30 protein-coding genes are annotated in these 26,692 nt (G+C 36.5%); 13 read left to right on the top strand and 17 right to left on the bottom strand.

The window, feature by feature from the left end:
* Nucleotides 1-100 precede the first annotated feature (100 nt).
* The 7 genes from scpA (at nt 101) to J2772_RS17000 (ending at nt 7,783) form a co-directional block, all read left to right on the top strand.
* Nucleotides 101-2,221: a methylmalonyl-CoA mutase gene (scpA, locus tag J2772_RS17030; protein ID WP_209918818.1), complete on the top strand. Its 2,121-nt coding sequence runs from the start codon at nt 101-103 to the stop codon at nt 2,219-2,221.
* A 44-nt stretch (nt 2,222-2,265) separates the two neighbouring features.
* On the top strand, nt 2,266-3,252 hold the full coding sequence (locus J2772_RS17025) for a M28 family peptidase (protein ID WP_209918816.1): 987 nt from the start codon (nt 2,266-2,268) through the stop codon (nt 3,250-3,252).
* A gap of 411 nt (nt 3,253-3,663) precedes the next feature.
* Complete coding sequence (locus J2772_RS17020) at nt 3,664-4,398, top strand: hypothetical protein (protein ID WP_209918814.1); 735 nt, start codon at nt 3,664-3,666, stop codon at nt 4,396-4,398.
* A gap of 26 nt (nt 4,399-4,424) precedes the next feature.
* On the top strand, nt 4,425-5,816 hold the full coding sequence (locus J2772_RS17015; protein ID WP_209918812.1) for an RtcB family protein: 1,392 nt from the start codon (nt 4,425-4,427) through the stop codon (nt 5,814-5,816).
* Between the two features lie 227 nt (nt 5,817-6,043).
* Entirely contained in the window at nt 6,044-6,589 is a 546-nt protein-coding gene (locus J2772_RS17010; RefSeq protein WP_209918810.1) for a hypothetical protein, read from the top strand.
* Nucleotides 6,590-6,591: 2 nt separating this feature from the next.
* Nucleotides 6,592-7,290: a peptide chain release factor H gene (prfH, locus tag J2772_RS17005; RefSeq protein WP_209918808.1), complete on the top strand. Its 699-nt coding sequence runs from the start codon at nt 6,592-6,594 to the stop codon at nt 7,288-7,290.
* Complete coding sequence (locus J2772_RS17000; RefSeq protein WP_209918806.1) at nt 7,277-7,783, top strand: tetratricopeptide repeat protein; 507 nt, start codon at nt 7,277-7,279, stop codon at nt 7,781-7,783. Before prfH ends, J2772_RS17000 begins: the two co-directional genes overlap by 14 nt.
* Before the next feature lie 202 nt (nt 7,784-7,985).
* Here the strand turns inward: J2772_RS17000 and J2772_RS16995 are convergent, their stop codons facing one another.
* Nucleotides 7,986-8,861, bottom strand: a complete 876-nt coding sequence (locus J2772_RS16995; protein WP_209918804.1) for a DMT family transporter — start codon at nt 8,859-8,861, stop codon at nt 7,986-7,988.
* 98 nt (nt 8,862-8,959) lie between these two features.
* Here J2772_RS16995 and J2772_RS16990 point away from each other — a divergent pair, with 98 nt between their 5' ends.
* A complete protein-coding gene (locus J2772_RS16990) occupies nt 8,960-9,406 on the top strand; it encodes an Lrp/AsnC family transcriptional regulator (protein ID WP_209918802.1) in 447 nt (148 codons plus the stop codon).
* Nucleotides 9,407-9,473: 67 nt separating this feature from the next.
* On the opposite strand, the gene J2772_RS16985 is transcribed toward J2772_RS16990, so the two are convergent.
* Both J2772_RS16985 and J2772_RS16980 read right to left on the bottom strand, forming a co-directional pair.
* Nucleotides 9,474-9,761, bottom strand: coding sequence for a c-type cytochrome (locus J2772_RS16985; protein ID WP_089738983.1), 288 nt, complete (start codon nt 9,759-9,761; stop codon nt 9,474-9,476).
* Between the two features lie 24 nt (nt 9,762-9,785).
* A complete protein-coding gene (locus J2772_RS16980; protein ID WP_209918800.1) occupies nt 9,786-10,079 on the bottom strand; it encodes a c-type cytochrome in 294 nt (97 codons plus the stop codon).
* Nucleotides 10,080-10,276: 197 nt separating this feature from the next.
* On the opposite strand from J2772_RS16980, the gene meaB reads away from it, so the two are divergent.
* Nucleotides 10,277-11,269, top strand: a complete 993-nt coding sequence (meaB, locus tag J2772_RS16975) for a methylmalonyl Co-A mutase-associated GTPase MeaB (RefSeq protein WP_209918798.1) — start codon at nt 10,277-10,279, stop codon at nt 11,267-11,269.
* Here meaB and J2772_RS16970 read toward each other — a convergent pair.
* A complete protein-coding gene (locus J2772_RS16970) occupies nt 11,266-11,817 on the bottom strand; it encodes a DUF4251 domain-containing protein (protein WP_209918796.1) in 552 nt (183 codons plus the stop codon). The genes meaB and J2772_RS16970 overlap by 4 nt on opposite strands.
* A 106-nt stretch (nt 11,818-11,923) precedes the next feature.
* Between J2772_RS16970 and J2772_RS16965 the strand changes: the two genes are divergently transcribed.
* Both J2772_RS16965 and J2772_RS16960 read left to right on the top strand, forming a co-directional pair.
* Nucleotides 11,924-12,730 (top strand): M48 family metallopeptidase, encoded by an 807-nt coding sequence (locus J2772_RS16965; protein ID WP_045501477.1) that lies wholly within the window; start codon nt 11,924-11,926, stop codon nt 12,728-12,730.
* Between the two features lie 209 nt (nt 12,731-12,939).
* Nucleotides 12,940-13,251 carry a hypothetical protein gene (locus tag J2772_RS16960; protein WP_045501475.1) on the top strand — a complete coding sequence of 104 codons (312 nt, stop codon included), beginning with the start codon at nt 12,940-12,942 and terminating at the stop codon, nt 13,249-13,251.
* A 37-nt stretch (nt 13,252-13,288) separates the two neighbouring features.
* On the opposite strand, the gene J2772_RS16955 is transcribed toward J2772_RS16960, so the two are convergent.
* The 12 genes from J2772_RS16955 to J2772_RS16900 form a co-directional block, all read right to left on the bottom strand.
* The gene (locus tag J2772_RS16955; protein WP_209918795.1) at nt 13,289-13,900 is read right to left on the bottom strand and encodes an outer membrane beta-barrel protein; all 612 of its coding nucleotides are present in this window, start codon (nt 13,898-13,900) and stop codon (nt 13,289-13,291) included.
* Entirely contained in the window at nt 13,884-14,693 is an 810-nt protein-coding gene (locus tag J2772_RS16950) for an ABC transporter ATP-binding protein (RefSeq protein ID WP_089738993.1), read from the bottom strand. The genes J2772_RS16955 and J2772_RS16950 overlap by 17 nt, the downstream gene beginning before the upstream one ends.
* Nucleotides 14,693-15,445, bottom strand: coding sequence for an MlaE family ABC transporter permease (locus J2772_RS16945; RefSeq protein ID WP_209918793.1), 753 nt, complete (start codon nt 15,443-15,445; stop codon nt 14,693-14,695). Before J2772_RS16945 ends, J2772_RS16950 begins: the two co-directional genes overlap by 1 nt.
* A 96-nt stretch (nt 15,446-15,541) precedes the next feature.
* The gene (locus J2772_RS16940; protein WP_209918791.1) at nt 15,542-16,912 is read right to left on the bottom strand and encodes an exopolysaccharide biosynthesis polyprenyl glycosylphosphotransferase; all 1,371 of its coding nucleotides are present in this window, start codon (nt 16,910-16,912) and stop codon (nt 15,542-15,544) included.
* 43 nt (nt 16,913-16,955) lie between these two features.
* The gene (locus tag J2772_RS16935) at nt 16,956-17,585 is read right to left on the bottom strand and encodes a 7-carboxy-7-deazaguanine synthase QueE (RefSeq protein ID WP_209918781.1); all 630 of its coding nucleotides are present in this window, start codon (nt 17,583-17,585) and stop codon (nt 16,956-16,958) included.
* Nucleotides 17,586-17,592: 7 nt separating this feature from the next.
* On the bottom strand, nt 17,593-18,477 hold the full coding sequence (locus J2772_RS16930; protein WP_101240560.1) for a bifunctional 5,10-methylenetetrahydrofolate dehydrogenase/5,10-methenyltetrahydrofolate cyclohydrolase: 885 nt from the start codon (nt 18,475-18,477) through the stop codon (nt 17,593-17,595).
* A gap of 26 nt (nt 18,478-18,503) precedes the next feature.
* Nucleotides 18,504-19,328: a class I SAM-dependent methyltransferase gene (locus tag J2772_RS16925; RefSeq protein ID WP_209918779.1), complete on the bottom strand. Its 825-nt coding sequence runs from the start codon at nt 19,326-19,328 to the stop codon at nt 18,504-18,506.
* 3 nt (nt 19,329-19,331) lie between these two features.
* On the bottom strand, nt 19,332-20,972 hold the full coding sequence (gene pgi, locus J2772_RS16920) for a glucose-6-phosphate isomerase (protein WP_209918777.1): 1,641 nt from the start codon (nt 20,970-20,972) through the stop codon (nt 19,332-19,334).
* Between the two features lie 205 nt (nt 20,973-21,177).
* Nucleotides 21,178-21,783, bottom strand: coding sequence for a hypothetical protein (locus tag J2772_RS16915; protein WP_209918774.1), 606 nt, complete (start codon nt 21,781-21,783; stop codon nt 21,178-21,180).
* Nucleotides 21,773-22,207 carry an RNA polymerase sigma factor gene (locus tag J2772_RS16910; protein ID WP_410494433.1) on the bottom strand — a complete coding sequence of 145 codons (435 nt, stop codon included), beginning with the start codon at nt 22,205-22,207 and terminating at the stop codon, nt 21,773-21,775. Before J2772_RS16910 ends, J2772_RS16915 begins: the two co-directional genes overlap by 11 nt.
* 101 nt (nt 22,208-22,308) lie before the next feature.
* Nucleotides 22,309-23,184: a TraB/GumN family protein gene (locus J2772_RS16905; protein WP_209918771.1), complete on the bottom strand. Its 876-nt coding sequence runs from the start codon at nt 23,182-23,184 to the stop codon at nt 22,309-22,311.
* Between the two features lie 152 nt (nt 23,185-23,336).
* Entirely contained in the window at nt 23,337-24,248 is a 912-nt protein-coding gene (locus J2772_RS16900; RefSeq protein ID WP_209918763.1) for a DUF4349 domain-containing protein, read from the bottom strand.
* Between the two features lie 210 nt (nt 24,249-24,458).
* Here J2772_RS16900 and J2772_RS16895 point away from each other — a divergent pair, with 210 nt between their 5' ends.
* Nucleotides 24,459-25,817 (top strand): acyl-CoA dehydrogenase family protein, encoded by a 1,359-nt coding sequence (locus tag J2772_RS16895; protein WP_209918760.1) that lies wholly within the window; start codon nt 24,459-24,461, stop codon nt 25,815-25,817.
* Between the two features lie 53 nt (nt 25,818-25,870).
* Here J2772_RS16895 and J2772_RS16890 read toward each other — a convergent pair whose 3' ends face one another.
* On the bottom strand, nt 25,871-26,248 hold the full coding sequence (locus tag J2772_RS16890; protein WP_209918758.1) for a MauE/DoxX family redox-associated membrane protein: 378 nt from the start codon (nt 26,246-26,248) through the stop codon (nt 25,871-25,873).
* Between the two features lie 152 nt (nt 26,249-26,400).
* Between J2772_RS16890 and J2772_RS16885 the strand changes: the two genes are divergently transcribed.
* A complete protein-coding gene (locus tag J2772_RS16885) occupies nt 26,401-26,643 on the top strand; it encodes a bacteriocin-like protein (RefSeq protein WP_209918756.1) in 243 nt (80 codons plus the stop codon).
* Nucleotides 26,644-26,692 lie beyond the last annotated feature (49 nt).

Genomic DNA, 26,692 nt, shown 5'->3' with positions numbered 1-26,692 from the left:
CGGCCTTTTTCTTTAGATAAACTTCAGAAAAACTGAATGTTAACAGAAGTTTCATGTTTCGTTCAAAAAAATTAACTTTACGGAGACAAAAATTATTGGAATGCGAAAAACAATTTCTGTGAAAAAGCCCGATTTTAGTGTATCTCCTCAGGAAAGAGAAATTTACAACTTTGAAAAAGATGGGCTGGAACTTAAGTCATCCTATGAAAAAAAGGATGTAAAAGATGAATCATTAACACAGACTTCTCCAGGAATTGAACCTTACCTGAGAGGACCGTATTCCACCATGTATGTTCAAAAACCATGGACGATCCGCCAGTATGCCGGTTTCTCCACCGCTGAAGAATCCAATGCCTTTTACAGAAGAAATCTTGCAGCAGGACAAAAAGGACTTTCTGTAGCCTTTGATCTTGCTACGCACAGAGGATATGATTCTGACCACGCAAGAGTGGTAGGAGACGTAGGGAAAGCAGGTGTGGCTATTGACTCGGTGGAAGATATGAAGATCTTATTTAACGAAATTCCGCTAGACCAGATCTCCGTTTCCATGACAATGAATGGTGCTGTACTTCCGATCCTGTCTTTCTATATCGTAGCAGCAGAAGAACAGGGAGTAAAGCAGGAACTGCTTTCAGGAACTATCCAGAATGATATTCTTAAAGAGTTCATGGTAAGAAATACCTATATTTATCCACCTGCACCATCCATGAAGATCATTGCAGATATTTTTGAATATACTTCTCAGAACATTCCGAAATTCAACTCTATCTCCATTTCAGGTTACCATATGCAGGAAGCAGGAGCCACTCCGGTACTGGAAATGGCTTATACCTTAGCAGACGGTCTTGAATATGTAAGAACAGGAATCAAAGCAGGAATGAACGTAGATGATTTTGCTCCACGTTTATCATTCTTCTGGGCAATCGGGATGAATCACTTCATGGAAATTGCTAAAATGCGTGCTGCAAGATATATCTGGGCAACGCTTTTAAAGCAGTTTGATCCTAAGAATCCAAAATCTTTAGCATTAAGAACCCATTCTCAAACTTCAGGATGGTCATTAACAGAACAGGAGCCTTTCAATAATATCACAAGAACTGCCATTGAAGCATTATCTTCAGCATTAGGCGGAACACAATCGTTACACACCAATGCATTGGATGAAGCCATCGCTCTTCCTACGGATTATTCAGCTAAAATTGCAAGAAATACGCAGATCATTCTTCAGCAGGAAAGCGGAATATGTGATGTAGTAGATCCGATGGGAGGAAGTAACCTTGTAGAAAGTCTTACCCAACAGATGATTGAAGAAGCGATGAGGTATATTGATGAGGTAGAGCAGGAAGGCGGAATGACCAAAGCCATTGAAGCCGGGATTCCAAAAATGAGAATTGAAGAAGCGGCTGCTAAAAAGCAGGCCAAGATCGATAGTGGGGAAGAATTCATCATTGGAGTAAACTCCTTTAAATCCTCGTTAAAACAAGATGAAATTGAGATTCTTGATATTGATAATACCGAAGTTCGAAGAAAGCAGATTGAACGACTCAATACCATCAAAGCAGAAAGAAGTGCTGAAGCCGTAACGGAAATTCTGAATGAAATCCGTGAAAGTGCAAAAACAGGAAAAGGAAACCTGCTGGCACTTTGTATTGAAGCGGCGAGAAGAAGAGTTACCCTTGGTGAAATGAGTGATGCCATGGAAGAAACCTTCGGAAGATATAAAGCCAACATTAAAACAATCTCTGGAGTATATGCTATGAATGCAGGTAAAAACGAATACTTTGAAAAAGCCCTTAATCTGACTCAAAAGTTTGAAGAGGAAGAAGGACGTCGTCCAAGAATTATGGTGGCTAAAATGGGTCAGGACGGTCACGACAGAGGTGCAAAAGTAGTAGCAACTGCATTTGCTGATATGGGATTTGATGTTGACGTAGCTCCATTATTCCAAACACCGGAAGAAGTAGCAAAACAGGCTGTAGAAAATGACATTCATATTTTGGGAGTGTCTTCATTAGCTGCAGGACACAAAACATTAGTTCCACAGGTAGTAGGAGAATTGAAAAAACTGGGAGCGGATGATATCACCATTGTAGTAGGAGGCGTTATTCCACAACAGGATTATGAATTCCTTTACGCGAATGGAGCAGATTTCATTTTCGGTCCAGGAACCAATCTTCCCAAATGTGCGGTGGAGATCCTGGAAAGATTTTTAGAAAACTAATCCCAAAAAGCTGTAATTTCCAAAAAGAAATTAAAAGCACATCTATGGGTTTAAAAAATAGACTAAAGCCTACGAAGAAAAAGCTGATTTTCTTTGTAGGCTTTCTCTTTATAGGTATTCTATTATTTGTTTCAGGCGGAGAAAAGGAACGAATTGAACACAAGTCTCCTGTTCCTGCAGATAGTGCACAGGTTAAGAAACATTTGGTAGAACTTACTCAGACTCCACGGTTCAGAAATCATAAAAATATAGATCAACTCAATGCCGTTGCAGACTATATTCATCAAACCTTCAATACTTATGGAGACAGTACGGGCTTTCAGGAGTATAAAGTGAATGGAGAAGTGTACAAAAATGTAATCTGCTCCTTTGGTATGGGAAATAGCAAAAGAATTGTAATAGGAGCCCATTATGACGTATGTGGAGATCAACAGGGAGCAGATGATAATGCCACCGGAGTTACGGCCCTTCTGGAACTGGCAAGAATGCTGCAAAATCAAAAGCTCAATTATAGAGTAGATCTTGTAGCATACACCTTAGAAGAGCCACCACATTTCAGAACTGAAAATATGGGCAGTTATATCCATGCAAAATATTTAAAAGACAACAATATTGATGTGTATGGAATGGCCAGTGTTGAAATGATTGGCTATTTTAAAGATGAAAAAGGATCTCAAGAGTTTCCCATAGGTGTGCTTTCATGGATTTATGGTAATAAAGGTGATTTTATTACGTTGGTGAAAAAATTCAGTGGAGCAGGACCATTTGTTGGAAACTTTATAGATCAATTTAAAGACACCAATCAGATAAAAACAGAAACATTTCCAGCACCGGGATTTGTACACGGTGTCGACTTTTCAGATCATTTGAACTACTGGAAATTTGATTTCCCTGCTCTTATGATTACTGATACTTCCTTCTTTAGAAATAAAAATTATCACAAAACTACAGATACTTTGGAAACGCTGGATATAAAGAGAATGACAAAAGTTATTGACGCCATTTTTCTAAGCATTATTCACCTTAAGTGAAAAAAATATTTGGATTATCAGAAAAATTAATATATTTGCACCTGAAAATCAAGTTTAACCATTTAAAAACAACGAAGCAATGTTCAGAACTAATCAGAATTCTACAGTTGGATTACCCCTTATGGTGGTAAGGCTTCGCGGTTTGGTACATTCTTAGAATAATAGTACAATACAATATCAAAACCCGAAGTCGTAGAGATTTCGGGTTTTTTATTGCGCAATATTTCAAACTCACGTTTCCCCGAAATCTTTTTAAGTGTTTTTTAAGAACAAAATAGTTGAGGTTTTGCCCTCAAAACTATACCTGTTCATCATTATTAATTCATTCAACTAGTATTTTAGTTGATTAAGGAAATAGACTAAGAGCAAATCCGATATTCCGGGTCTTGCATCTGATCTCTTGTGTCTTACATGGAAAATGACAACCTTCTGTCTTACCGGCTCAGAAGCCTGAGAAGCAGAAAAAGAACAATAAAAAAAGATGTAGAAAAACAGATAAGAAAAAAGTATAAACGTAGTAAGGAAGTCGGGCATATCATAAAAAATATTCCATTGATACCCTTGGATAAACCTTACCAATTAGGATTCGTAAGATTCTTTGTAGTAAGGGATGATGTCATGCGGAGTAGTGATGGAGAGCTCTTTGAAGGACTTTTGAAGAAAATCAATACATACATGTATTCCGGAAGCCGCCAGTTTTTAAAAAAGAAAAGAAAATTTGGCCGAAGAATATATGTAGAAAGAGAGCAGAAGCTCAACCGTGTTTCTTCATACTCCTGGAGCAGTCCGAAATTTGGGCTTACCCCAAGAGAAAGGCAATACTTTCTGAAAAAAGAAGAATATTGTCCCTTTCGGAAGTGCTATGATACTTATTACGAATTTACTGAACCGTGGAGATTTACCCTGAGGACAAGACCCCATATGATTACCCATCACAAACCTATAGATGCAGAGCTGAAAAAAGAAGAGGCAGAACTGGATGCGTATTTGGGACAGCATAAAATGGTAGGAATTATCCAGAAAAAAATTCACGGAAAATCTAATCCATGGAAAATGGAATATGAAACAGATCTTATCAAAAGCAGGAAATATGTTACCTGCACAATGTCTGCAACAGAGATTGCAGATTGCTTTCAGGACTTATAGTTCTGATGATTTTTAAAACAAAAACAATGGGAAATTTAAAACTAAAAGGAAAAGATATATTAAAACTGGGCTATCCAAACAATCAAAGCGTAAATGTAGCCCTGGAAGTAATGAAGAGAAATTTTGCAACTAAAAATATCCATTATGTGAAATCTCTTTTAAAGGAAATTCTAATTCATCCGGAGCAATTCGAAAAAGATTTGACATTCGGGCAGATTGCAGAAACCTTACTTTCATCCAAAAAAACAGAAAAAAGGATGCTGAATTCACAGCGTGCAGACTTTCAGATCTTCGGGAATAATATCTCAGAAGAAGCGAAAAACCAGTTGTACACAGCTTTGAAACTTCCGGTTTCTGTTCAGGGAGCATTGATGCCTGATGCTCATAGCGGCTACGGGCTTCCGATCGGAGGCGTTTTAGCTGTAGAAAATGCAGTGATTCCTTACGGAGTAGGAATGGATATCGGTTGCAGAATGAGCCTCAGTATTTTGGATACACCCGTTTCATATCTGAACGGAGCAAGGGATAAATATGAAAAAGCCCTTGCCGAACATACAAAATTTGGAATGTATGAGACTCATAAATCTCATATAGATCATGAAATCTTCGAGAGAGATACCTTTGATCTGATTCCTATTCTGAGAAGATTAAAAGGAAAAGCCATCAAACAGATGGGATCTTCAGGAGGCGGAAATCACTTTGTGGAATTTGGTGAAGTGGAAATCACTGAGGAAGATGAACAAATCGGGTTGCCAAAAGGAAAATATCTGGGAATCCTTTCACACAGTGGTTCACGTGGGTTAGGAGCTGAAATTGCCCAATATTATTCAAGAGTAGCAGTAGAACAATGTCCGCTGCCTAAAGAGGCGCAGCAATTTGCGTGGCTGGACTTGAGTACTCATCTTGGTTTGGAATACTGGACTGCAATGAACCTTGCGGGAGATTATGCTTCAGCCTGTCATGACGATATTCACAGAAGATTGGTAAAAGCAGTAGGCGGAAGAGTAAAAGCCAGAATTGAGAACCATCACAATTTCGCTTGGAAAGAAATTCATAACGGAAAAGAAGTGATTGTTCACAGAAAAGGAGCAACTCCAGCCAATGAAAATGAATTAGGAATGATTCCGGGATCTATGACTGCCAAAGGATTTATCGTCCGTGGAAAAGGAAATCCGGACTCCTTGAATTCAGCTTCGCACGGTGCAGGTAGAGCACACTCAAGAGGAGAATGCAGAAGCCTTTTCACTCAGAATGATATTAAAAAAGAGCTGAAGCTTAAAGATGTTACGCTGATGGGTGGAAATACAGAAGAAGCACCAATGGCTTATAAAGATATTCACGAAGTAATGAATGCACAAAGCGAATTGGTAGATATTCTGGGAACATTCCAGCCAAGAATTGTGAGAATGGACAGATAATCAATTAAATATTCAGGAGCTTAATCCCGCTTTCCGCACTCGCTATTTTTCTTTTTTGCAAAAGAAAAATGAGCTCAGACAATTGCTGCAATCGGGGCTAATAACAAGTTCAGCCATTCTGAATACAGTTTCAAAACGAAGCGAAGAATCCTATCATATAAAAAGAGATTCTTCCTTCGTCAGAAATTGCAGACCAATGACAAATACAAACCACAAAAAACAAAAAAATGGGAGCACCTCATAATATAAAAAGATATGGAGAACTCTGGCCAGAATTCAGAATCCGGTTAGGGCTTGAAATATTAGAAAAACTAAAGGATAAAGTCATTATATCCGGTGGATGGGCATGGCATTTTATGTCTGAAATAGGACATACAGAATATAAGCATGCTCATGACCACAAGGATATTGATGTCTTTGTAAAGAAAGAAAACGTAGCTGAAGTTGTGATCATTCTTCAACAGGAAGGGTTTCAGAAAGTCTGGACCCGTTACGACAATCTTCCAAGCGAAGAAAACTTTAGACGCTATGAAAAAACGGTAGAATTAGAAAACGAAAAGTATCATAGGATTACCATCGATTTTTTTGAAAGAAACGATCTTGAAACAATCGAAGCCAACGGATTTACGGTGGTGAAACCTGATCTTTTACTTTCATTCTACAGAAATATTCACTCCAGCGATAAATGCTGGGCAGTAATGGCTGCAAAACAATTATTACAAAAAGGGACAGATCCTGTTGGAAGTCCCTTATTAAGCAAAATGCCAAAATAACAATGGAAAAATTAATACAGATAACTTCCGGAAGAGGGCCTTTAGAATGCCAGTGGGTAGTATCCAAGGTATTAAAAACCTTTTTGGAAGAAGTAAACCAAAATAATATAGATTACGAGATCATTCATCGTGAAAATGGAGATGTAAATATGACCATAAAGTCAGTAACTGTACTTTTAAAAGGAAAGAACATCAAAGAATTTTTAAAAACCTGGCTGGGGAGCATCTGCTGGGAAGGGAAAAGTACATTCAGAAAACTGCATAAAAGAAGCAAGTGGTTCATCGGTATTTTTGAATTGGAAAATCTGGAAACTGCAAATTTCAATGAAAAAGATATCAGGTTTCAGACCGCCAGAAGCCAGGGAAGTGGTGGGCAGAATGTCAATAAAGTAAATACGGCTGTCCGTGCCACTCATATTCCTACCAATGAATCCGTATTTGTACAGGATACACGATCACAACTGAACAATAAAAAGTTATCCATTACCAGATTAAAAGAAAGAGTAATGGGAATTTACATTCAGCAGCTGGAAAATAGGATGAAGGAAACCTGGAACCATCATCTTCAGGTAGAACGTGGAAATCCGGTCCGCATATTCTCCGGAACTGATTTTAAAAGCAATTATCAGGATAAATCCTATAAAAAACAAAGGAATATCCTTAAGCAGAACTTAAAAAACTACAGCAATGACCTTAACTAAAAATAAATACTATTTTGAAGCACTGGATTATTTTCCTTACAATATGTCCGAATGTCTGGATGCCCTCAACTATGCCCTTTCCTATGAACCAGAAGATGCAGACAGTCTTTGCCTGATGGGAAGAGTGTATTCAGAGGTTTTAAAAGATTATGGAACAGGAAAAAAATACTTTGAGGAAGCCATGCAAAGTAATATTGCAAATGTGAACACTCCTAAATATTATATTGAATGCCTTTTGAGCAATGAAGATTATGATGAAGCAGAAAAGCTCATTGAATATGCTCTAAAAATCAAGGGAATAGATAAAGCAGAAATTCTGAATGGTAAATCTCTCTTACTGGAAAGAAAAGGAGAATATAAACAAGCCATAGAACAACTTAAAGAGGCAAAAAAATTCAGCTTTTGCAGAAGCTCACTTGACATGTTGGAGGACAGAGAGAAATTGGTTCAGAACAAAATGCCTAAAACAAGGCCAAGGAAAAAAACGGAGTAATCACATTGAATATACCCAATAAGATCTATAGTGCATATCCAACAGGGATATAAAACTCAGGTCGAGAAGCTTATTATTAGATAGTTGTAAAAGACATTTACAAACTAAAAAGTGATGGTAACTTAAAAAAGAGAGATCTTTGAAGGTCTCTCTTTTAATGGTTTTGAATATATGAAATTGTGTTTTTTAAAAATAAATGCAGTTATTCATAGGAAGCTACAGGCTTGGTGGGTATTTGTTTGGCTCGGTATACTCCAGCTAATATTATGATGATTCCCAATATTTCTTTAATAGTTAATGTTTCTGAAAACAGGAAGTATGCATAAATTGCAGCGAAGACAGGCTGGCTCAGAATAATAACAGAAGAAAGCAGAATACTTATTTTTCCCAGACAATAACTTAGTAATCCCTGTCCTAATATTTGAGAACATAAAGCAAGACCAAGCAATATTCCTACTTCTCTAAAGGTCTGAGGATACATAATTCCTTCAGATACTCCCGCTGTAAGGAACAATACAGGAATTGACCCAAGCCCGCTGATAAACATAATGGAAGCCGCATCCACTTTTAATCTTACCTTGTAAACACTTAATAAGAACAATCCGTAAAAAACTGATGCCAGAAAGGCGAGCAGATCTCCTTTATAACTGCTACCACCGGAAAGACTAAATTTTCCCCACATCAAAACAACGATCCCTATAACAGATATACTCAGACCTATCAGAAAATTTTTCCCAGGCTTTTCTTTAAAGAGAAAATAAGATAAAGGAACGGTAGTGAAAGGGACCAAATTTACAAAAAGGTTGGCATTCGCTACAGAGGTGAACTGAAAGGAGGTGTTCCAAAGAATAAGGTCTATAGCAAGAAACACTCCACTGAACAAAATAATGATCCAGGATTTTCTGTCAATAGTCTGTATTTTTTTATATACAAAAGGAAATAAAAAGAGTAGGGAAAACAGAATTCTGTACAAAGCAGTGTTGATAGGAGACAGGCTGCTCAGCTTCACAAAAATTCCGCCGGTAGCAAGACTCATGACGGCTAAAAAAGCCAAAAGTATATTGATATTCGATTTCATCATATGTTTTTTTGTGTTGCAAATCTCTATATTTGTTGAAAACAAATTACTTTTGTAACTAAAGATTTTAATCAAAAAACTTTCATTTCTAAATAATTATGCAATTAGACTCATTACATTATGCTATTTTGAATGAACTGCAGAAAAATTCCCGTCTGTCCAATACCGATATTGGACGCATAATAGGACTTACTGCACCAGCGGTAGCTGAAAGAATTAGAAAAATGGAAGAAGCTCAGGTAATAAAATCATTTACTGTAAATCTGGACTATGAGCAGCTTGGATTTAATGAAAATGTTATTATAGGAATCGATATTCCATATTGTGATATCCCCCCATTCTTAAAAGAGATTGAGAATATAAACGGTATTCTAAAGGTGATGAAATCTACAGGCGATTTTTGCCTTATTGTTCATCTGGTAGCTAAAAAAGTTTCCGAATTGGAAAATATAATTACCCGTTTCAGTAACCATGGAAATACTTCTACATTTCGGATATTGGCTTTCCCTTTGGAGAGAGATTCCGTATGGTTAGGTAAAAGCTGATTCAGGCATTTTAATGTCTGATAAGAATATGATATTATATAAAAAAAATAAGCTTTCAGATGAAAGCTTATTTTTTATTGGCAGAGATCAGATAGTCATAAACCATTTGATGTTGGTCATCACTAAGCTTGGCTTTAGGAGCCATTCTGCTTAAAGTATTGATCCAGCCCTGATTGTCGTGCTTGGTAGGTTCAGGCAGCTTATGGCATTTTGCACAGGAATTTTCAAAAATGGTTTTTCCTTGAGCCAACTGCTCAGATGAGGTATACTTAGGGCCTGTTACGGCCGTACTTTTAGGTCCGCAGGATACCAGGAATGCTGATGCTGCAATACCGCTTAAGATTAACTTTTTCATACCTTTATTATTTTGTTGGGTGAATTACTTTTTCACAGAAACAATATAATCATAAACCCATTTGTGCTGCTCATCCGTTAGTTTAGCCTTAGGAGCCATAGCATTCATAATTCCTACCCATTGTACAGAATTATGTGACGTAGGATCAGGCAGTTTATGGCACTTTCCACAAGAGTTTTCAAAAATAGTTTTTCCCTGGGCAATCTCCTCAGCAGTAGAAGTTGAAGTTCCTGCTGTAGCTGCAGAAGTTGAAGCTTTAGGAGTACAGGAAACTAATAGAATCCCAGTGAATGATGCCGCAGCAATGATTTTTTTCATGTTTCTTATTTTGATATATAACAAATGTAATAAATTCCAAAACCTGTTGATACTGTGTGTTGTAGTTTTGATTTAGAAGAAATAAAAATTAATATAATACGAATAATGCAAAGTGAAAATTTTTATTATCATTCTTTTATTCAGTCATTGACTCTGAACTCTTGACCATTCGCTTTTTAATTGTTAATTTTGAATCAATGAAATTTTCTACAGAAGAACTTATTGAGGGAATACAGTCAGGTAATAAACGTCTGATTGCAAAGGCTATTACTTTAGTTGAAAGTAAAAAAGCTGAGCATAGAGTACAGGCAGAAGACCTTCTGAAAAGAATTATGCCTTTCGCAGGAAACTCCATAAGAATAGGAGTAACTGGAGTGCCCGGTGCCGGAAAATCTACTTTTATTGAAAGTTTCGGTAGATTGGCTATTGCTCAGGGAAAAAAGGTAGCAGTTCTTGCCATTGATCCCAGTTCTTCAATCAATAAAGGAAGTATTCTGGGAGATAAAACCCGTATGGAAGAGCTTGCAAAAGAAGAGAATGCGTTCATACGGCCTTCCCCAAGTTCAGGATTTTTAGGCGGAGTAGCCAATACCACCTTTGAAACCATGATGATCTGTGAAGCAGCAGGTTATGATTATATTTTAATTGAAACCGTTGGAGTAGGGCAATCAGAGGTTTTAGTCGCAGATATTACTGACGTTTTTCTTTTCCTTAAAATCATTGGTGGTGGTGATGAACTGCAGGGAATAAAACGGGGAATTATGGAAATGGTGGACGTTGTTTTCATTAATAAAGTAGATCAGGATAATCTTCAGAAAGCCAAAAATACAAGACTAGAATTAAAAAGAGCTTTGGATTTTATTCCTCCAAAAGAAAAAGGATGGAAAATCCCGGTGTTACTAGGTTCTGCTTTACACAATGAAGGGCTTCAGGAAATCTATGACAAAATATCGGAGTTTATTGATTTGAAAAAGAAATCCGGACGTTTTGAAGAAATCCGTACCCAACAGGCAGAAAAGCGCTTTGAATATTGGGTTCAGGAATATATTTTATCCTTGATGAAAAAAAGTAATGTGGTAGAAGAAGCCTATCAGTGGCACAAAAAAAATGCTTCAGAGATGGTTTCTAATCCAAGCACTGAAGCAAAATTATTTGTTGAAAAATTTTTATCGGGAGAAAACAGAAATTAAAGTTTTTCCTTTTCCTGCTTTACTTCACTTTTAGAAACATATCCATCATAGGTAATAGGTTGTCTGTCATTACTTTTCATAGAAACGAATGCCTTACCATTTTTAAAGATCTCAATGTTGATCTCTTCAACAGTACTCACATCCTTAGGCTGGATTTTTACAGTCCAGGTTCCTTTTTTATTCTGAGATTTATTGATAACAAAATCCTTTGAGGTAAATCTGTACCCATTTTTATCAGTATTTCCAAAAGAGGGTGTAAATAATCTTCCAAAATACGGAAGCACTACATCTACGGTATTCTTATTGACGTCAATAGTATAATCTCCTGTGTTCAGATTCAAGATTCTGGTTGAAGTAGAATTGGGCATGGAGTTCATAACATTGATAACATCATAATTGGTAGGATTGGCTCTTTGTGCATAAAAAGTAAATTCCTGAGAATCCACTAATGCATTTACTATTGTTGGATCTGATGAACCCTGTGATGCACAACTCTGAAAGCTGAACAGAAACCCAAATATCATCAGAATATAAATATACTTTTTCATGATTGAGATAATTATTAAATTTAAATAGCAAAATGTATGCAAAAATTTCATATCAAAAATATTTTGGAATAAAAATTGTTAAGGTTGAATTATTAACACTCAAACTATGAAAGTTACACATCTATTAGGAATGGGAGCATTTGCTCTATTGGTTGCTGCCTGTACTACAAATCCAATTACAGGAAGATCGTCTTTACAGCTGGCCAATAATTCAGAAATTTTAACAATGTCTGCACAGGAATACAAAACGACATTGTCTAAAGGTAAGCTTATTACCGGAACAGCAGATGCAAAGAGAGTGGTAAATGTAGGAAACAGAATTAAAAGTGCAGCAGAGAGATATTATCAGAGTATTGGAAGATCAGCGGATCTTGCCAATTATAGCTGGGAGTTTGCTCTACTGCAAAGCAATGAATTGAATGCATGGTGTATGCCTGGAGGTAAAGTAGCTGTTTATACAGGAATTTTACCGGTTACCAAGGATGATAACGGACTTGCTGTAGTAATGGGACATGAAGTTTCTCACGCATTGGCAGGTCATGGAAATGAAAGAATTTCTCAGGCTATGATGGCTCAGTATGGAGGAGCTATTCTTGGCGGAGCTATTTCAAATGCACAATGGGCAAGTGTTTTCCAGAAAGTATACCCTATTGGATCACAAGTTGCATTGCTAAAGTATGGCAGAGGCCAGGAATCTGAAGCTGATGAAATGGGATTGTATCTGATGTCTATGGCAGGTTATGACCCAAGAGCAGCTATTCCTTTCTGGAACAGAATGGAAGCCGCTTCTTCAGGAGCAAGACAACCGGAATTCTTATCTACTCACCCGAGCCCGGATACAAGAATTTCAGATATTAATAAAGACTTACCGAAGGCTTTGGAGTATTACAAGGCTGCGGGAGGAAAAATGTAATCTATTAACTTATTATAAAAAACGGACTTATTTCTGAAATGAGTCCGTTTTTTGTTTGATAATATTTTTTCTTTTCACAAGATTTGGAATAATTATGGCATATTGATTATTGGAAATACCAATTAAAGTGCTTATCCAGTATAAAGGCTTATTAATTTTTTAGTAAATTTGGTATAGCTTTTATAACATAATCAATTAAACACAATATTATGAAGAGTTTATCAATTACCGGACTTATCCTCTTAGCAGTTTCTGCTTTATTATTTTATCTTACCACTGATTTTGCCGTAGAGCAGATTAAAATTTCTCACATCATGGGTATCATGGCTGGAGTAGGAATTGGTCTTATTATTGGCGGAATGGTTGGATATCTCAGTAAAGGAAGCGCTATAAAGGCTGAACAGAAGAAAAAAGAATTCAAGCAGCTTCAGAAAGAAAAAGAAGACTTAGAAAAACAGGCGGCAGAAATTGCAAAGCGTCAGGCTGAGCTTGAAAATCAAAATAAAAATCCTCAAATTTAAAATTTGAGGATTTAAAGTTGTTATTTTCGATTGTTGATTAAAATTTATATCCCAAACCAACCATAAATAAGTTAGGTCTGTTATCATATCTGATCTCCGAACCGGAAACTTTGTTGATGAAGTTTCTTTCGTCTTTACTGAAAGCTCCCTCGTATTTTGCATTTACAATAAGCTTTTTAATTTCAAGCTGTGCGCCGAACTGGTAGCCTACTGTAAAGTTATTTTTTGCATTTTCTTTAAAATCGTTGTAAGTATTGTCTTTGCTTAGGTTAAAGCTTCCTACCGGACCTACGAAAACGCCTAACATATTACCTAAAACGTTATATCCTAAAAGAACCGGAACATCAATACGGTTGCTCTTCACATCAAAAGTAGTATTCTCTGTTGTGAATTCATTCTTAAAGTGAGTATAATATACCTCTGGCATTAAGAAAAGTGAAGTAGGTAACGCTACCTTTAATGAAAGTCCTACATTGAACCCTACATTGTTTTTTCCTGTCCCTTCAATAGCATCATTCACTGTTCCTTTGATATTGGACCATGATGGTGAGCCTGTAGGAAATATTAAGTTGGCCTTACCTGCCAGTGAAATTTGTGCAGAAGCCCACATTGAAAACCCTATTAACGCTATACTAAGTACCTTTTTCATTATCGTCTAATTTTGTATTCTCAATTGTTTTGTTATTCTCAAGTAAATATTCTCTCAGCTCTTTAAATAGTTCTGAAGAATAAACGAAGTCAATCAGGTTTTTATTGCCTGCTGTAATCAGGATGTCTTTATTCCCTTCCCATTCCTTGATTCCAAGTCTTAGGTATACAATTTTCTCGCCAATCGTCATTACAGAGTTCATATCATGGGTATTGATGATTGTTGTAGTATTATATTCTTTGGTGATTTCATATAGAAGATCATCAATGATTTTTGAGGTATATGGATCCAGCCCTGAGTTAGGTTCATCACAGAACAAATATTTAGGATTGTTCACAATTGCTCTTGCAATGGCAACCCTTTTCTGCATTCCACCGGAAATTTCAGAAGGATATTTTTTATCAGCCTTGTCAAGGTGTACTCTGCCTATTACTTCAAAAACCCTTTTCTTTTTTTCTCTATAAGTAAGGTTAGTGAACATATCCAACGGAAACATAATATTTTCCTCCACTGTTAAAGAGTCAAACAGCGCACTTCCCTGGAATACTGTTCCAATCTCTGAACGAAGATGCTGTTTTTGATCACGGGTCATGGTATTAACATTACGACCATCAAATAATATTTCTCCGGAAGACGGCATATAAACATTCAACAGACTTTTCAGAAAAACTGTTTTTCCGGAACCACTTTGTCCAATAATCAGGTTTACCTTTCCTTTATCAAATGAAGTTGAAATTCCCTTAAGCACTTCAACATCGCCAAAACTTTTCTTAAGATCTTTTACCTCAATCATTAGCTTAATATTAATTGGGTTAAAATTAATTCAGAGATGATAATGAATACCATTGTCCATACCACAGCCTGTGTACTGGCTCTACCTACTTCCAGTGAGCCTCCCTTTACAAAGTATCCGAAATAAGCCGGAACTGTTGCAATGATGAAAGCGAAAACAGCGGTTTTGGTAAATGCATAATAAATGAATAAATTAGGCATGTACATTTGAATACCGGTGATATAATCGTTTGCCGTCCAGTTTCCTGTCAAAAGCCCGGCAATATAACCTCCGCAAATACCAAATACTATACTGATGGCAATCAAAAGAGGATTAAAAATCATGCAGGCAATGATCTTTGGAAATATCAAAAAGTTGGGTGAATTTACTCCCATGATATCCAAAGCATCAATCTGCTCAGAAACTCTCATTGTTCCGATACTGGAGGCAATGTATGAACCTACTTTGCCTGCTAAAATTAAACTGATGATGGTAGGAGCAAATTCCAATACAAGTACAGCTTTTGTTGCATATCCTACAAATGAAGGTGGGATGGGAAACGAAGAGGCATCAAAGTTGTTGAACATCTGAATAGCCACTACAGCCCCCACGAAGATTGATGTGAAGACTACAAGTCCGAAAGAATTTACTCCCAAATCATTAATTTCTCTCATGAACAGCTTCCAAAAAACCCTCATTTTCTGGGGTTTCTGCAGGGATTTTCCTAAAAGAATAATATATTCCCCTATTGCTGTGAAAAACTTTTTTAACATACCGCTAAATTAGACTTTTTTATTGAATTAGGCTAAGGTTGAAATGAAGACAGAAGTCTGGAAAATGTTAAAATTATCCTAACCTTAGCGATTGCTTTATTTTGCATTTTTGTCCCCGCCGATAACCAGTAAAATGGTTTTTAATATGATAATCAGATCCAGAACAAAACTCCAGTTCCTTACATAGAATGCATCTGCGAGAACCCTTTTTTTCATTTCTACTTCCACATCTCCCAGATCACCGCGTAATCCGCTTACCTGTGCAAGCCCTGTAATTCCCGGGGTTACCATACTTCTTAAGCTATATCTTCCGATTTTTGGTTTGTAGTAATTATCAACAGCTAACATGTGAGGACGTGGTCCTACCACAGACATTTCGCCTTTCAGTACGTTGATGAATTGCGGAAGCTCATCAAGGCTGGTTTTTCTTAGAAATTTACCCACCTTGGTGATTCTTGTATCATTTTCTTTGGTTGTACTGGTTGTAGATTCATCATTCACCACCATGGTCCTGAATTTTATGCAGCTGAATACCTCTTCATGGAAACCATATCTTTTCTGCAAGAAAAAAACAGGTCCTTTAGAACTTACCCGGATTAAAATAGCAATAATCGGGAATAGCCAGGTACAGACGAAGGCCAATACGAATATGGAAAAAAAGATGTCAAAAGCTCTCTTCATCAGGAAATTGGAATAATAATCCAATGGGTACCTTGCCTGATTAAGAATTGGTTGAGTTTGTATATAAGCAAGGTCATACAGGAAAAAGTCACTCTGAGTAATACTCGGGATCAATGAAATATGAACCTTATTGTCTTCTGCCAGTTTGAAAATCTCCGATTCTATGCTTTCACTATAAGAGTTTTCTGTAGAGAAAAACAGGGTGTGTATTCCATTTTTTTTCCAGAAATTAACAAGTTCTGCTGTATTGGCATCTGCATTCTCATATTCGAATATCCTGTATCCATAATCTTTACGTTCCTTAAAAATATTTTTAAGGATCTCAGTAGAATCACCATCTCCTAAAAACATGATATTTCGGTAGTTAACCCCTAAAGATCGTAAGTATTTAATAGAGAAGTAGATAAATGATTTTGCTAAAAAGATAAATATAAGCAGATAAAATGACAGCCAATAAATATCTGAACTGAAGAATACATTATTACTGACCTTCCCAATGAGCAGAACACCAAGTATAAAGGAGATGAAATGGATCAAAAGCCTTTCCAGAAAGAGCGTATACGTAAGGTTCCTCGGAATATTGTATATTTTTGTCCTACCGCTGAGAAGCACCCAGAACAAAAACAGCAAAACCAGGGAAAAAGTGTTCTGGTACCAGGTTTCCTTATGATACTTCAGATTTTCGTTTCTGCTTATAAAAAAGAATATGAAGATAGATGCAATAACCATGAGGTCAAGCAAAATAATGATCGATTTCAGGTATCTAGAGTATCGAATTCTCTGCATCTATCGGTATTATTACAGGAACGGCCAGCTAATGTACGTATTTTTAAGGTATATTCAGATATTTATGGGTTTGTACTGAAGCCTGCCATTCCGGATGTTCCAGAATAAAATCTGTAATCTTAGGATACATATCATCTCTTTTGCTCCATTCACTTTGAAGATAAAGCTTACAGTTTTCAGAAACTTTGGCAGCCTGTTCCTGTGCAAATGCAAAATCATGATTGTTGAAAACGATGACCTTAAGCTCGTGAGCCTTTTGATAAATCTCTTCTTTCGGTAATCCTGTTTTCTTCGGAGAAAGGGTAATCCAGTCCAGATGTCCACTCATAGGATATGCTCCTGAAGTTTCAATGTGAATAGTACAACCAAGTTCCTTTAATTTAGACGTCAGGATCTCCAGATTCCATGTAAGAGGTTCACCTCCTGTAAGAACGATGGTTTTACAATGCTTAGCAGCTGTTTCTGCAATTTCCACAGCATCCATCAACGGATGAAGCTCCGGATCCCAGCTTTCCTTTACATCACACCAGTGGCAACCCACATCGCAACCTCCTAATCTGATAAAATAAGCGGCTTTTCCTGTGTGTGCTCCTTCTCCTTGTAAAGTGTAAAAATGCTCCATTACAGGGAGCATTTTACCTTCTTTTAATAAAATATCTTGTTCTTTATTCATTTTAAAATTAGTCGTTATAGACCGAAGTTTTATAAGCAATGATGGTGTTTTTCATCAACATCGCTCTTGTCATTGGGCCTACTCCTCCAGGAACCGGGGTAATCCAGCTTGCTTTTGCTGCACAGCTGTCAAAATCTACATCACCAGCAAGGTAATATCCTTTTGGAGAATCATCGTCTACTCTTGTGATGCCCACGTCAACAATTACAGCACCATCCTTAATCATTTCTCCTTTTAAGAAATGTGGATCTCCCAGTGCTGTAATAACGATGTCTGCCTTTTTAGTATATTCTTCAATGTCTTTTGTGTATGAGTGTGTAAGAGTCACCGTTGAGTTTCCAGGGAAATCTTTTCTTCCCATTAAGATACTCATTGGTCTACCTACAATTTTACTTCTTCCGATGATTACACAGTCTTTTCCTTTAGTCTCAATATTATATCTTTCCAATAATGTTAAGATCCCGAAAGGAGTTGCCGGTAAGAAAGTATCCATCTCAAGAGCCATTTTTCCGAAGTTTTCAGGGTGGAATCCATCCACGTCTTTTCTTGGGTCAATAGCATTGATAATCTTCTCCTGGTCAACCTGATCCGGTAAAGGTAACTGAACGATAAAGCCATCAACAGCTTTAGATTTATTCAGTTCGTCAATTGTCTCCAATAATTCAGATTCCGAAACAGTGCTAGGGAATTTGATTAAGCTGGATTGAAATCCTACTTCTTCACAGTCTTTTACTTTAGCATTTACATAAGCTTTGCTAGCTCCGTTGTTTCCTACAAGAATTGCTACCAAATGAGGTGCTCTTCTTTTGCTTGCAAGGATTTTTTCTACTTCAGCCTTAATCTCTGCTTTAATTTCCTTGGATACTTTAAGTCCGTCAAGAATTTCTGCCATTTTTTACTTTTTACTTTTATTTAGATTTAGATTTTTTCAAATACTACAATATCCTGAAATTCATCGGCGCCTTCCTTTTCTACATCATTTCTCCAGAAACCTCCTTGTATTGTTTTCACTTTCAGACCTGCCTCATGAACCATTTGATTCAGTAATGGAACACTCACGGCAATATTGGCAGCCGTTACTTTATCATCCATTAATCTGTAGCCCTCATATTGATGTGGGAAATGCATGCTTCCCCCTTCTTTTTTAGACTCATCATACAGAAAGAAGGTAGCCAGACATTGTCCGCCGCTTTTTAAAACCCTGCTGATCTCATTCAGATATTGTCTGATTTCGGGAATCTGCATGTGAGTGAATACAGAGAATAGAAATGCTTTATCAAACTGAGCATCATCATAAGGGAAGGTGAAATTTTCTGCTTTCTGACTGAAAGTATTATACAGATCATTATAAATCGGTGTAAACTTAAAGTTGAAATTCGGATATTTTCTATGAATGTGTTTGTCACACCATTTAATTCCTTTTTCTACTGCATCAAAACCATCGTAAGTTCCCTTATCTATAAATCCGGACAGGGCAACAGCTGTTCTTCCGATTCCGCAGCCAATATCCAGAACATGGTCTGTGTTTTTAAGGGCGATATGTTTTTTTAGAACATTCATCTGACGGATCCCATGGGGAATAAAATCGCTGCTCCCCACATAAATGTCTCCCTTTTTAGGCTCATTTTCAGCTCTTTTTCCGGTGATCCCTTCATAGAGGTCTATAGGAAAATAATATAGTTTTCTTCCCAAAAGTCTAAAACCGGGGGGCAGTTTATAATAATATGATCGTAATGCAGACATCTGCTATTTATTTCCTTTATAATAATTAATCAATCCGTTCGTAGAGCTGTCGTGTGAAGTAATAATCTCGTTGCTTTCAAGCTCTGGTAAGATTTTGTTAGCAAGTACTTTACCTAATTCCACTCCGAACTGATCGAAGCTGAAAATATTCCAGATAACACCCTGAACGAAGATTTTGTGTTCATACATGGCAATTAACTGACCTAATGAGAAAGGAGTTAATTCCTTGAATAATATTGAGTTAGTAGGGGTGTTTCCGTGGAAAACCTTAAAATTTAATAATCTATCTATTTCCTCATCAGATTTTCCTGCATTTTGAAGTTCTTCTTCCACTTCTTCTTCTGTTTTTCCGAAAGCAAGGGCTTCTGTTTGTGCAAAGAAGTTGGCTAATAATTTATCTTGATGGTCAGAAACCTCATTACAGCTTTTAGCGTAAGCAATAAAATCTGCAGGAATCAATTCTGTACCTTGGTGGATCAGTTGATAGAATGCATGCTGTCCATTGGTTCCGGGTTCACCCCAAATGATTGGCCCTGTTTCGTATTCTACGAATTCACCGCTTCTATCCACACATTTTCCGTTACTTTCCATATCTCCCTGCTGAAGATAAGCTGCAAATCTGTCCAGATATTGTGAGTAAGGAAGAATTGCATAGCTGGTTGCTGCATAGAAGTTACGATACCAGATACCTAAAAGTCCCATTAATACAGGAACGTTTTCTGAGAAATCTTCTGCCTGGAAATGTTGGTCTGTATCAAAAGCTCCTTTTAAAAGCTGTTCAAAGTTTTCATAGCCTACAGCCAATACAATGCTTAATCCGATAGCGCTCCAAAGTGAGTATCTTCCACCTACCCAATCCCAGAATTCGAAAATGTTCTCTTCTGCGATTCCGAACTGCTTAACAGCTTCAATATTAGTGGATAAAGCTACGAAATGCTTTGCTACATCTTCCTGTTTTCCAGCTTTAAGGAACCAGTCTTTTGCTGAGTTAGCATTCGTCATTGTTTCCTGAGTGGTAAACGTTTTAGAAGCAATAATGAATAGAGTAGTTTCCGGGTTTAGGTTTTTAACAACCTCTGCAATATGATTGCCATCCACATTGGAAACAAAATGAACATCCAGCCTTGTTTTAAAATGCTTTAAGGCCGAACAAACCATTACAGGCCCCAGGTCTGAACCTCCGATTCCGATGTTTACTACATCTGTGATTTCTTTTCCGCTGAAACCCTTATGTTCTCCTGAAATGATTTTTTCAGAAAAAGCTTTCATGTGGTTTAATACTCTTTTGATCTGAGGCTTGATATTTTCACCGTCTACTAGTATTTCACGATCAGAAAAATCCCTCAAAGCAGTATGTAAAACAGCTCTTCCTTCTGTTTCATTGATTTTATCCCCAGAGAACATTTTAGAAATAGCGTCTTTTAACTGACATTCTTCTGCCAGTTGTAATAAAAGTTCTTTTGTTCTGGAATCAATAAGGTTTTTAGAATAATCGAAAAGATAGTTATCCTTTTGTAGAGAGAATTCTTCAAAACGGTTCGGGTTATACTGGAAAAGACTTCTTAGCTCAAGATCATTAGAAGCAAAATGTTCATCAAGGGCTTTCCAGCTGTTGGTTTGTAGAGGATTTATTTTTGATAGCATGTTGTTGAGAATTTATAATTCAGAAAATAATGTACCGGATCAAAATCTTTATAAATCCATAACGATTTATTTCTGATTTGCAAATTTAAGGAAAAATAAAACCTCAAATAAATTTGAAGATGATAAATAACGATTTTTTAAAAAACAAAACCCCAGAATTGATCTGAGGTTTACTTTTTATGAGATTAATGACTTTTTCTGAATGTTATTCTTCCATCTCATTCAAAATGTTTTCCAATTGCTTAGCGTGGCGGCCATAAATATACTTTGTCCATAAAACAATATTCAGGATCATTGCGATTGTTCCAATCAGAACAGAGATAATAAGAGTGTGCTGATAAGAATTGGTTACATTTTCAAAGGTCATTCCTTTTTTTGCCAACACCTTATAAAATTCAAGACCCAGTGTAATCATAAAGTGAGGAAGAAGTAGGAAGCCAAAAGATTGGTATCTTTCCATATTAAGTTTTAATTCGTGGTAGATTTTCCAGAGACTGTTCTTAGTATTGCCTGTATAAAGTTCAGTCTGCTTGTAAAATTTGTAAAATCCAAATGAATAATAAGAAGATATAGCGACAAGCATAACATAAGAGGTGTAGTAAATAACATATTGTGAAATGGGAAAATTCAGTATTTGAGGAAAGAATGCTAAAAGAATAATAGCAAAGACCTGCATTGGGAATTCCTTTTTCATACTTTTCTGAATTTTTTCGATAGGGTGTTTGCTTTCCTTTAATTGTTCTATAGTGTCAGGAATATGGACGTTGTTGTCCTCATTATTCCACTGTTCTTTTAGTTGATCAAAATTCATAACCTGATTTTTTTATGATTTGCTGTATTTTTTCTTTTGTTCTGTTAAGTTTTACACGGGCATTGCCTTCACTGAGCCCGAGGTTGCTTCCAATTTCTTTATGTGACATTCCTTCCATGAAATAAAAAATGACGGCTTTCTCCAATGAACTTAATTCCTGAACGGCACGATAAAAAACTTCCAGCTGTTTATCTTTTGTTGGATTATAATCCTCCTGTTGTACCTCAAAATGATGGGGTGAGTCTGTATGGTTTTTCGCTCTCTGCTTTTCTTTCTTTAAATAAGTGATCGCAGTATTAATGGCGACGCGATACATCCATGTAGAAAACTCACTGTTCCCTTTGAAGTTTTGATAGGATTTCCACAGCTGGATAAGGATTTCCTGCTGAAGATCTTCCCGGTCTTCGATAGAATCGGCATAGATCCGGGATGCTTTATATAAGATGCCTTTGTGCTGATTAACAAGCTGTAAAAAGGCTGTTTCAGTTGAAGTACTCACAATAGTTTCATGGTTGGGGGTTATTGTTACAAGCTTGATACAGGCTTTACGGTATATCCTTTTGCTTTAAGGAGAGTGATGAGACCCTTATTACCCCATAAATGACCGCTTCCTACTGCAAAGAATGTACTTTGTTTTTTCATGATTTCGGGCATTTTTTCTACCCATTTTGTATTTCGGTCAGTCAGCATTAATTGTTCCTGCTTTTTATTCATGAATTTTGGGTTCTTAATGAGCTGATCCAAACTTTTTAAATTTTCATTTTTAAAGGCTTCCGTCATTTTTTGTGAAGCGATGGTGTATTCATTACTTAATTTCAGTTGAGATATTACTTCTTTCAGATTGTATGACTGGCCAATTGCATTAATTTGGTCTTCAACCTTTTCCAGCCCATTCACGCTTTTCTTGTTTTTCAAAACCTCTTTTAGCAGTTCAATTTCATACATCTTCACTTCATTCGGAGGGCATGGAATGGCTTTTGTGGCTACAAGAGTATAAAGGGCTTGTGGGCTGTGGTTGTCAACGTTTTTCAGGTTGGTTCCGTAATCAGCAAGTATTTTATCCAGCTCTTTTGCTTCTTCAGAAGTCAATTGCTCGGATATTTTTTTATCGGTAGCCATCATTTTCTGCATCGCAAGCACTTCATTTTGATCTGTGTAATTGATTTCCATTACAAAGTTTTCAGTTTTATTAAGGGCATTCCAGGTTTTAGGTTTTATCTCAAAATCTTTGTTGCATAAGATATGAAATGTTCCGGCAATATAAGATGGCTTAGAAAGTCCGTTTCCGGAAACTTCCCATAGCAGACTATTTTCATTCTCTGTGTTCTTATGCTGTGCATTTGTAGTCGTGAAATGTATTGATAGTAATGCTGCGAATCCAAGTTTCATTAAATTTTTCATAGTATTTATTTTTTTTGATTTTCTGTTCTTTTAAACAGTAGGTAAGAGGTGCATTGCAATCGTTACAGTTTTTTTTCAAAAAAATAAAAACCTCCCGAAAACAGGAGGCTGTAAAATCTAAAATTATGATGATAACCTATAGGTTAGGAGTTTTATTCTGAAGATTTAGGCAGTTCAGATTTTTTTGATTTTCTTTTTCTTAAGAAATAAACCACTCCGGCTGCGATTAATACGATGGGCCATATGTTGATAAGTCCTACAATAATTCTCTGAATCAGATAAAATCCGTAGACGAAACCGTCTTTTGCATCATAGATAAAATTGTATTTATATTTATTGTCAATGCGGTCTGTATTGGTTACAGCAATTTCAGCGATGCGAAGTTTTGGTTCTTTGATGTAGATGTCAACTGTGCTGTATTTCAGGTTATCAGCCATACTCATGGTATTCAGTTTTTGAAGATTTCCTTCAGACATGTTATTGTCATCTAAGGTTACTTTGTCTTTATTGGTTTTTATCGTCTCTATATTTTCTGAAGTCTTTTGATTTCTTTTCGCTTCCAGTTCCGAATATTTGATATTGGCAGTAACATCTTCCGCATTGATGGATCTTGAATTCAAAAATAACTTGTTATTATTGATAGATGTCAGGAGTTCTCCTAGTTTTTCAGTAGGGACTCTTACCTGCATTGTATTTTCGGTCTTGTATTTTTTGATCAGCATGGCTTCAGTGTCAGAAGTATTGTAAGTATCTTCATAAGCAACATTGCTCTGAAGATTACTTTTGGTAACAAAACCTCCAAGCTCCTGTACAGATTTTTCAATGGCAATAGTAGCATTATAAACATCTTTCACTTCCATATTGACATCTGCCGTTTTGATAAACTTTTTATCCTTAACTTCCATGCTGGCAACAGATGAAACACTGTCTGCCACAACGGACGCAGAATCTGCTGAAGCTTCATAACTTTTAAGTTCGCTGGTGGTTGCTTCTCCTTTTTTACATGAATAAATTCCCAGTAAAAGGACGGCTGATAATGATAATGTAATGTAATTCGTTTTCATAGTGTAAGATTTTTGAGATTTTGCTTGAGTCAAAGTTCAGTCAGGATTCTTTGTAATCCTTGAAAATGGGAAGTAAAAAACTTGTAAAGAGAATATTCTGTTTTAATTAGTTGAATATTAGTTATTTGTAAAACAAGTTAAAGAATTGAGCATTGTTTTCGGAGTAATTTTTGCTTATCTTTTTACAAACCAAAATCACAATATATCATTATGTCAAATACCTTTTCTAAAATCAGAAATGCAATAGGGTTATTCACAGCCATAGATTTTGATCAGCTAAGTGCTATTTCACAAAAAGTAGATCTGCCCAAACTGATGCATAATTTTTCAAAGCTTGACGATAAGCAGCTTACCGGGCTTATGAAAATGCTTGATCCCGATAAGAAAAAAAAAGAACTTCCTCCCATTGATGGTGATTTTTATGATATTTACCACACTCTAACGCCTGAGCAACGGGAAATACAGCTTAAAGTAAGAGCTTTTATGGAAAAAGAAGTGAAACCTTTAGTCAATCATTACTGGCTCAGAGATGAATTTCCTTTCGAGTTGATTCCAAAATTTCAAAAGCTGGATATTTGTGGAGTTACTTATGAAGGGTACGGTTGTCCGGGAATGCCTTTTTTGATGGAAGGCGTTATCGCTATGGAAATGGCAAGAATTGATGCTTCTATTGCTACGTTTTTTGGGGTACAGTCAGGGTTGGCAATGGGTTCTATTTATATCTGCGGTTCAGAAGAACAAAAACAGAAATGGCTTCCGCAGATGCAGAAGTTTGAAAAAATAGGAGCTTTTGGATTAACTGAACCGGAGGTTGGCTCCGGAGCTGCAGGTGGGCTTACTGTTACATGCAAGAAAACAGAAGAGGGCTGGATTTTAAATGGTCAGAAAAAATGGATAGGAAACGCCACCTTTGCAGATCTTATTATTATCTGGGCGAGAGATTTGGATAGCGGAGAAGTAAAAGGATTTATTGTTGAAAAGGATAATCCGGGATATTCTGTAGAGAAAATCAAAGGAAAAATGGCTTTGAGGATTGTCCAGAATGGATTGATTACGCTTAAAGACTGCCTGGTTACAGAAGAAAATCGCCTGCAGAATGCCAATTCATTCAAAGATACCGGAAAAGTGCTGAGGATGACGAGAGCAGGAGTAGCCTGGATGGCAACAGGATGTGCAAGAGGAGCGTATGAAAGCGCTTTGGCATATACCAGAACAAGAGAACAGTTTGGAAAGCCGATTGCTTCCTTTCAGATGATTCAGGGGCATTTGGTGGAAATGTTATCCAATCTTACCGCCATGCAGACTATGGTTTTCAGATTGTCTGAAATGCAGGATGAGGGAATTTTAAAGGATGAACATGCTTCATTGGCTAAGGTTTTTTGTACATTAAGAACCCGGGATATTGTTTCCAGAGCGAGAGAAGTGATGGGGGGGAATGGTATTCTCCTGGAATATGATGTAGCTCGTTTTGTAGCAGATGCAGAAGCTATTTATTCTTATGAAGGAACAAAAGAAATTAATTCGCTCATCGTAGGACGATCGATTACGGGATTCAGTGCTTTTATATAGTGGAAGATAGCTGATGATATTTGGTTTCATCAGCTAAGTATAAGTTTCAATTGCTATCCAACCAGATTTTTATACTTTTCTCTGTTATCAATCAATATCCAGATATTAATCAGAAATAGTATTCCGGAAATACAGATTCCTGTGGTAGAAGGGTCTCTGTAAACGTTATGGATTAAAATTCCTGTCAAAACCGGCAGAATAATGAGAGCACCCAGTGCTCTTGTTTTTGGAAAAATAAATAAAAGTCCACCAATTACTTCTACAGTTCCTACGAGTGGCAATAGCCATCCTATTTCTCCAAATGCTGCATATAGCTTCATTTGCGCATCAGTGAGTGGAGGAACCGGGTTGTAATGAAAGAACTTGTCTAACCCTGCATTAATAAACATAACCCCAAATAAAATGCAGATGATGAGTTTAATGATTTTCATAATAATATTTTATATCAAATGTAGAATAAAAATATAATTCTATTATGATTTTTTTAATAAAAAGTAAGATTATTTGTGTTAATAATTGGTTGGTATGGGCTTTTATATCATTTTATTATTTATATTTGAAAACAAACTAAACTAATAATATTATGTTGAAAAATCTTAAAAAACTAAATCGAACAAACTTAAGAGAAATTCAGGGTGGAGCTGGTATTGGCAAATGTGATATTGGTCCTATAGGATGCCCATGTAAAATACCTCCTGGTGATCCTTGTTTGGGTGGTCCTGGAGGAGGAGGGCAAGATTATGGATATTGTCCGGATATACAATCTAATATTCTTTGTACAGAAACCTGTCCAAATGGAATGCACCCATATTGTGCTCTTCCATAAATCGAATAATAAAAAAGGCTGTCCTGTTTAAGGGCAGCCTTTTTTATTG

Origin of the sequence: Chryseobacterium jejuense (assembly GCF_017877355.1) — a bacterium.
GTDB lineage: Bacteria > Bacteroidota > Bacteroidia > Flavobacteriales > Weeksellaceae > Chryseobacterium > Chryseobacterium jejuense_A.
This window is presented reverse-complemented; position numbering and strand designations above follow the sequence as displayed.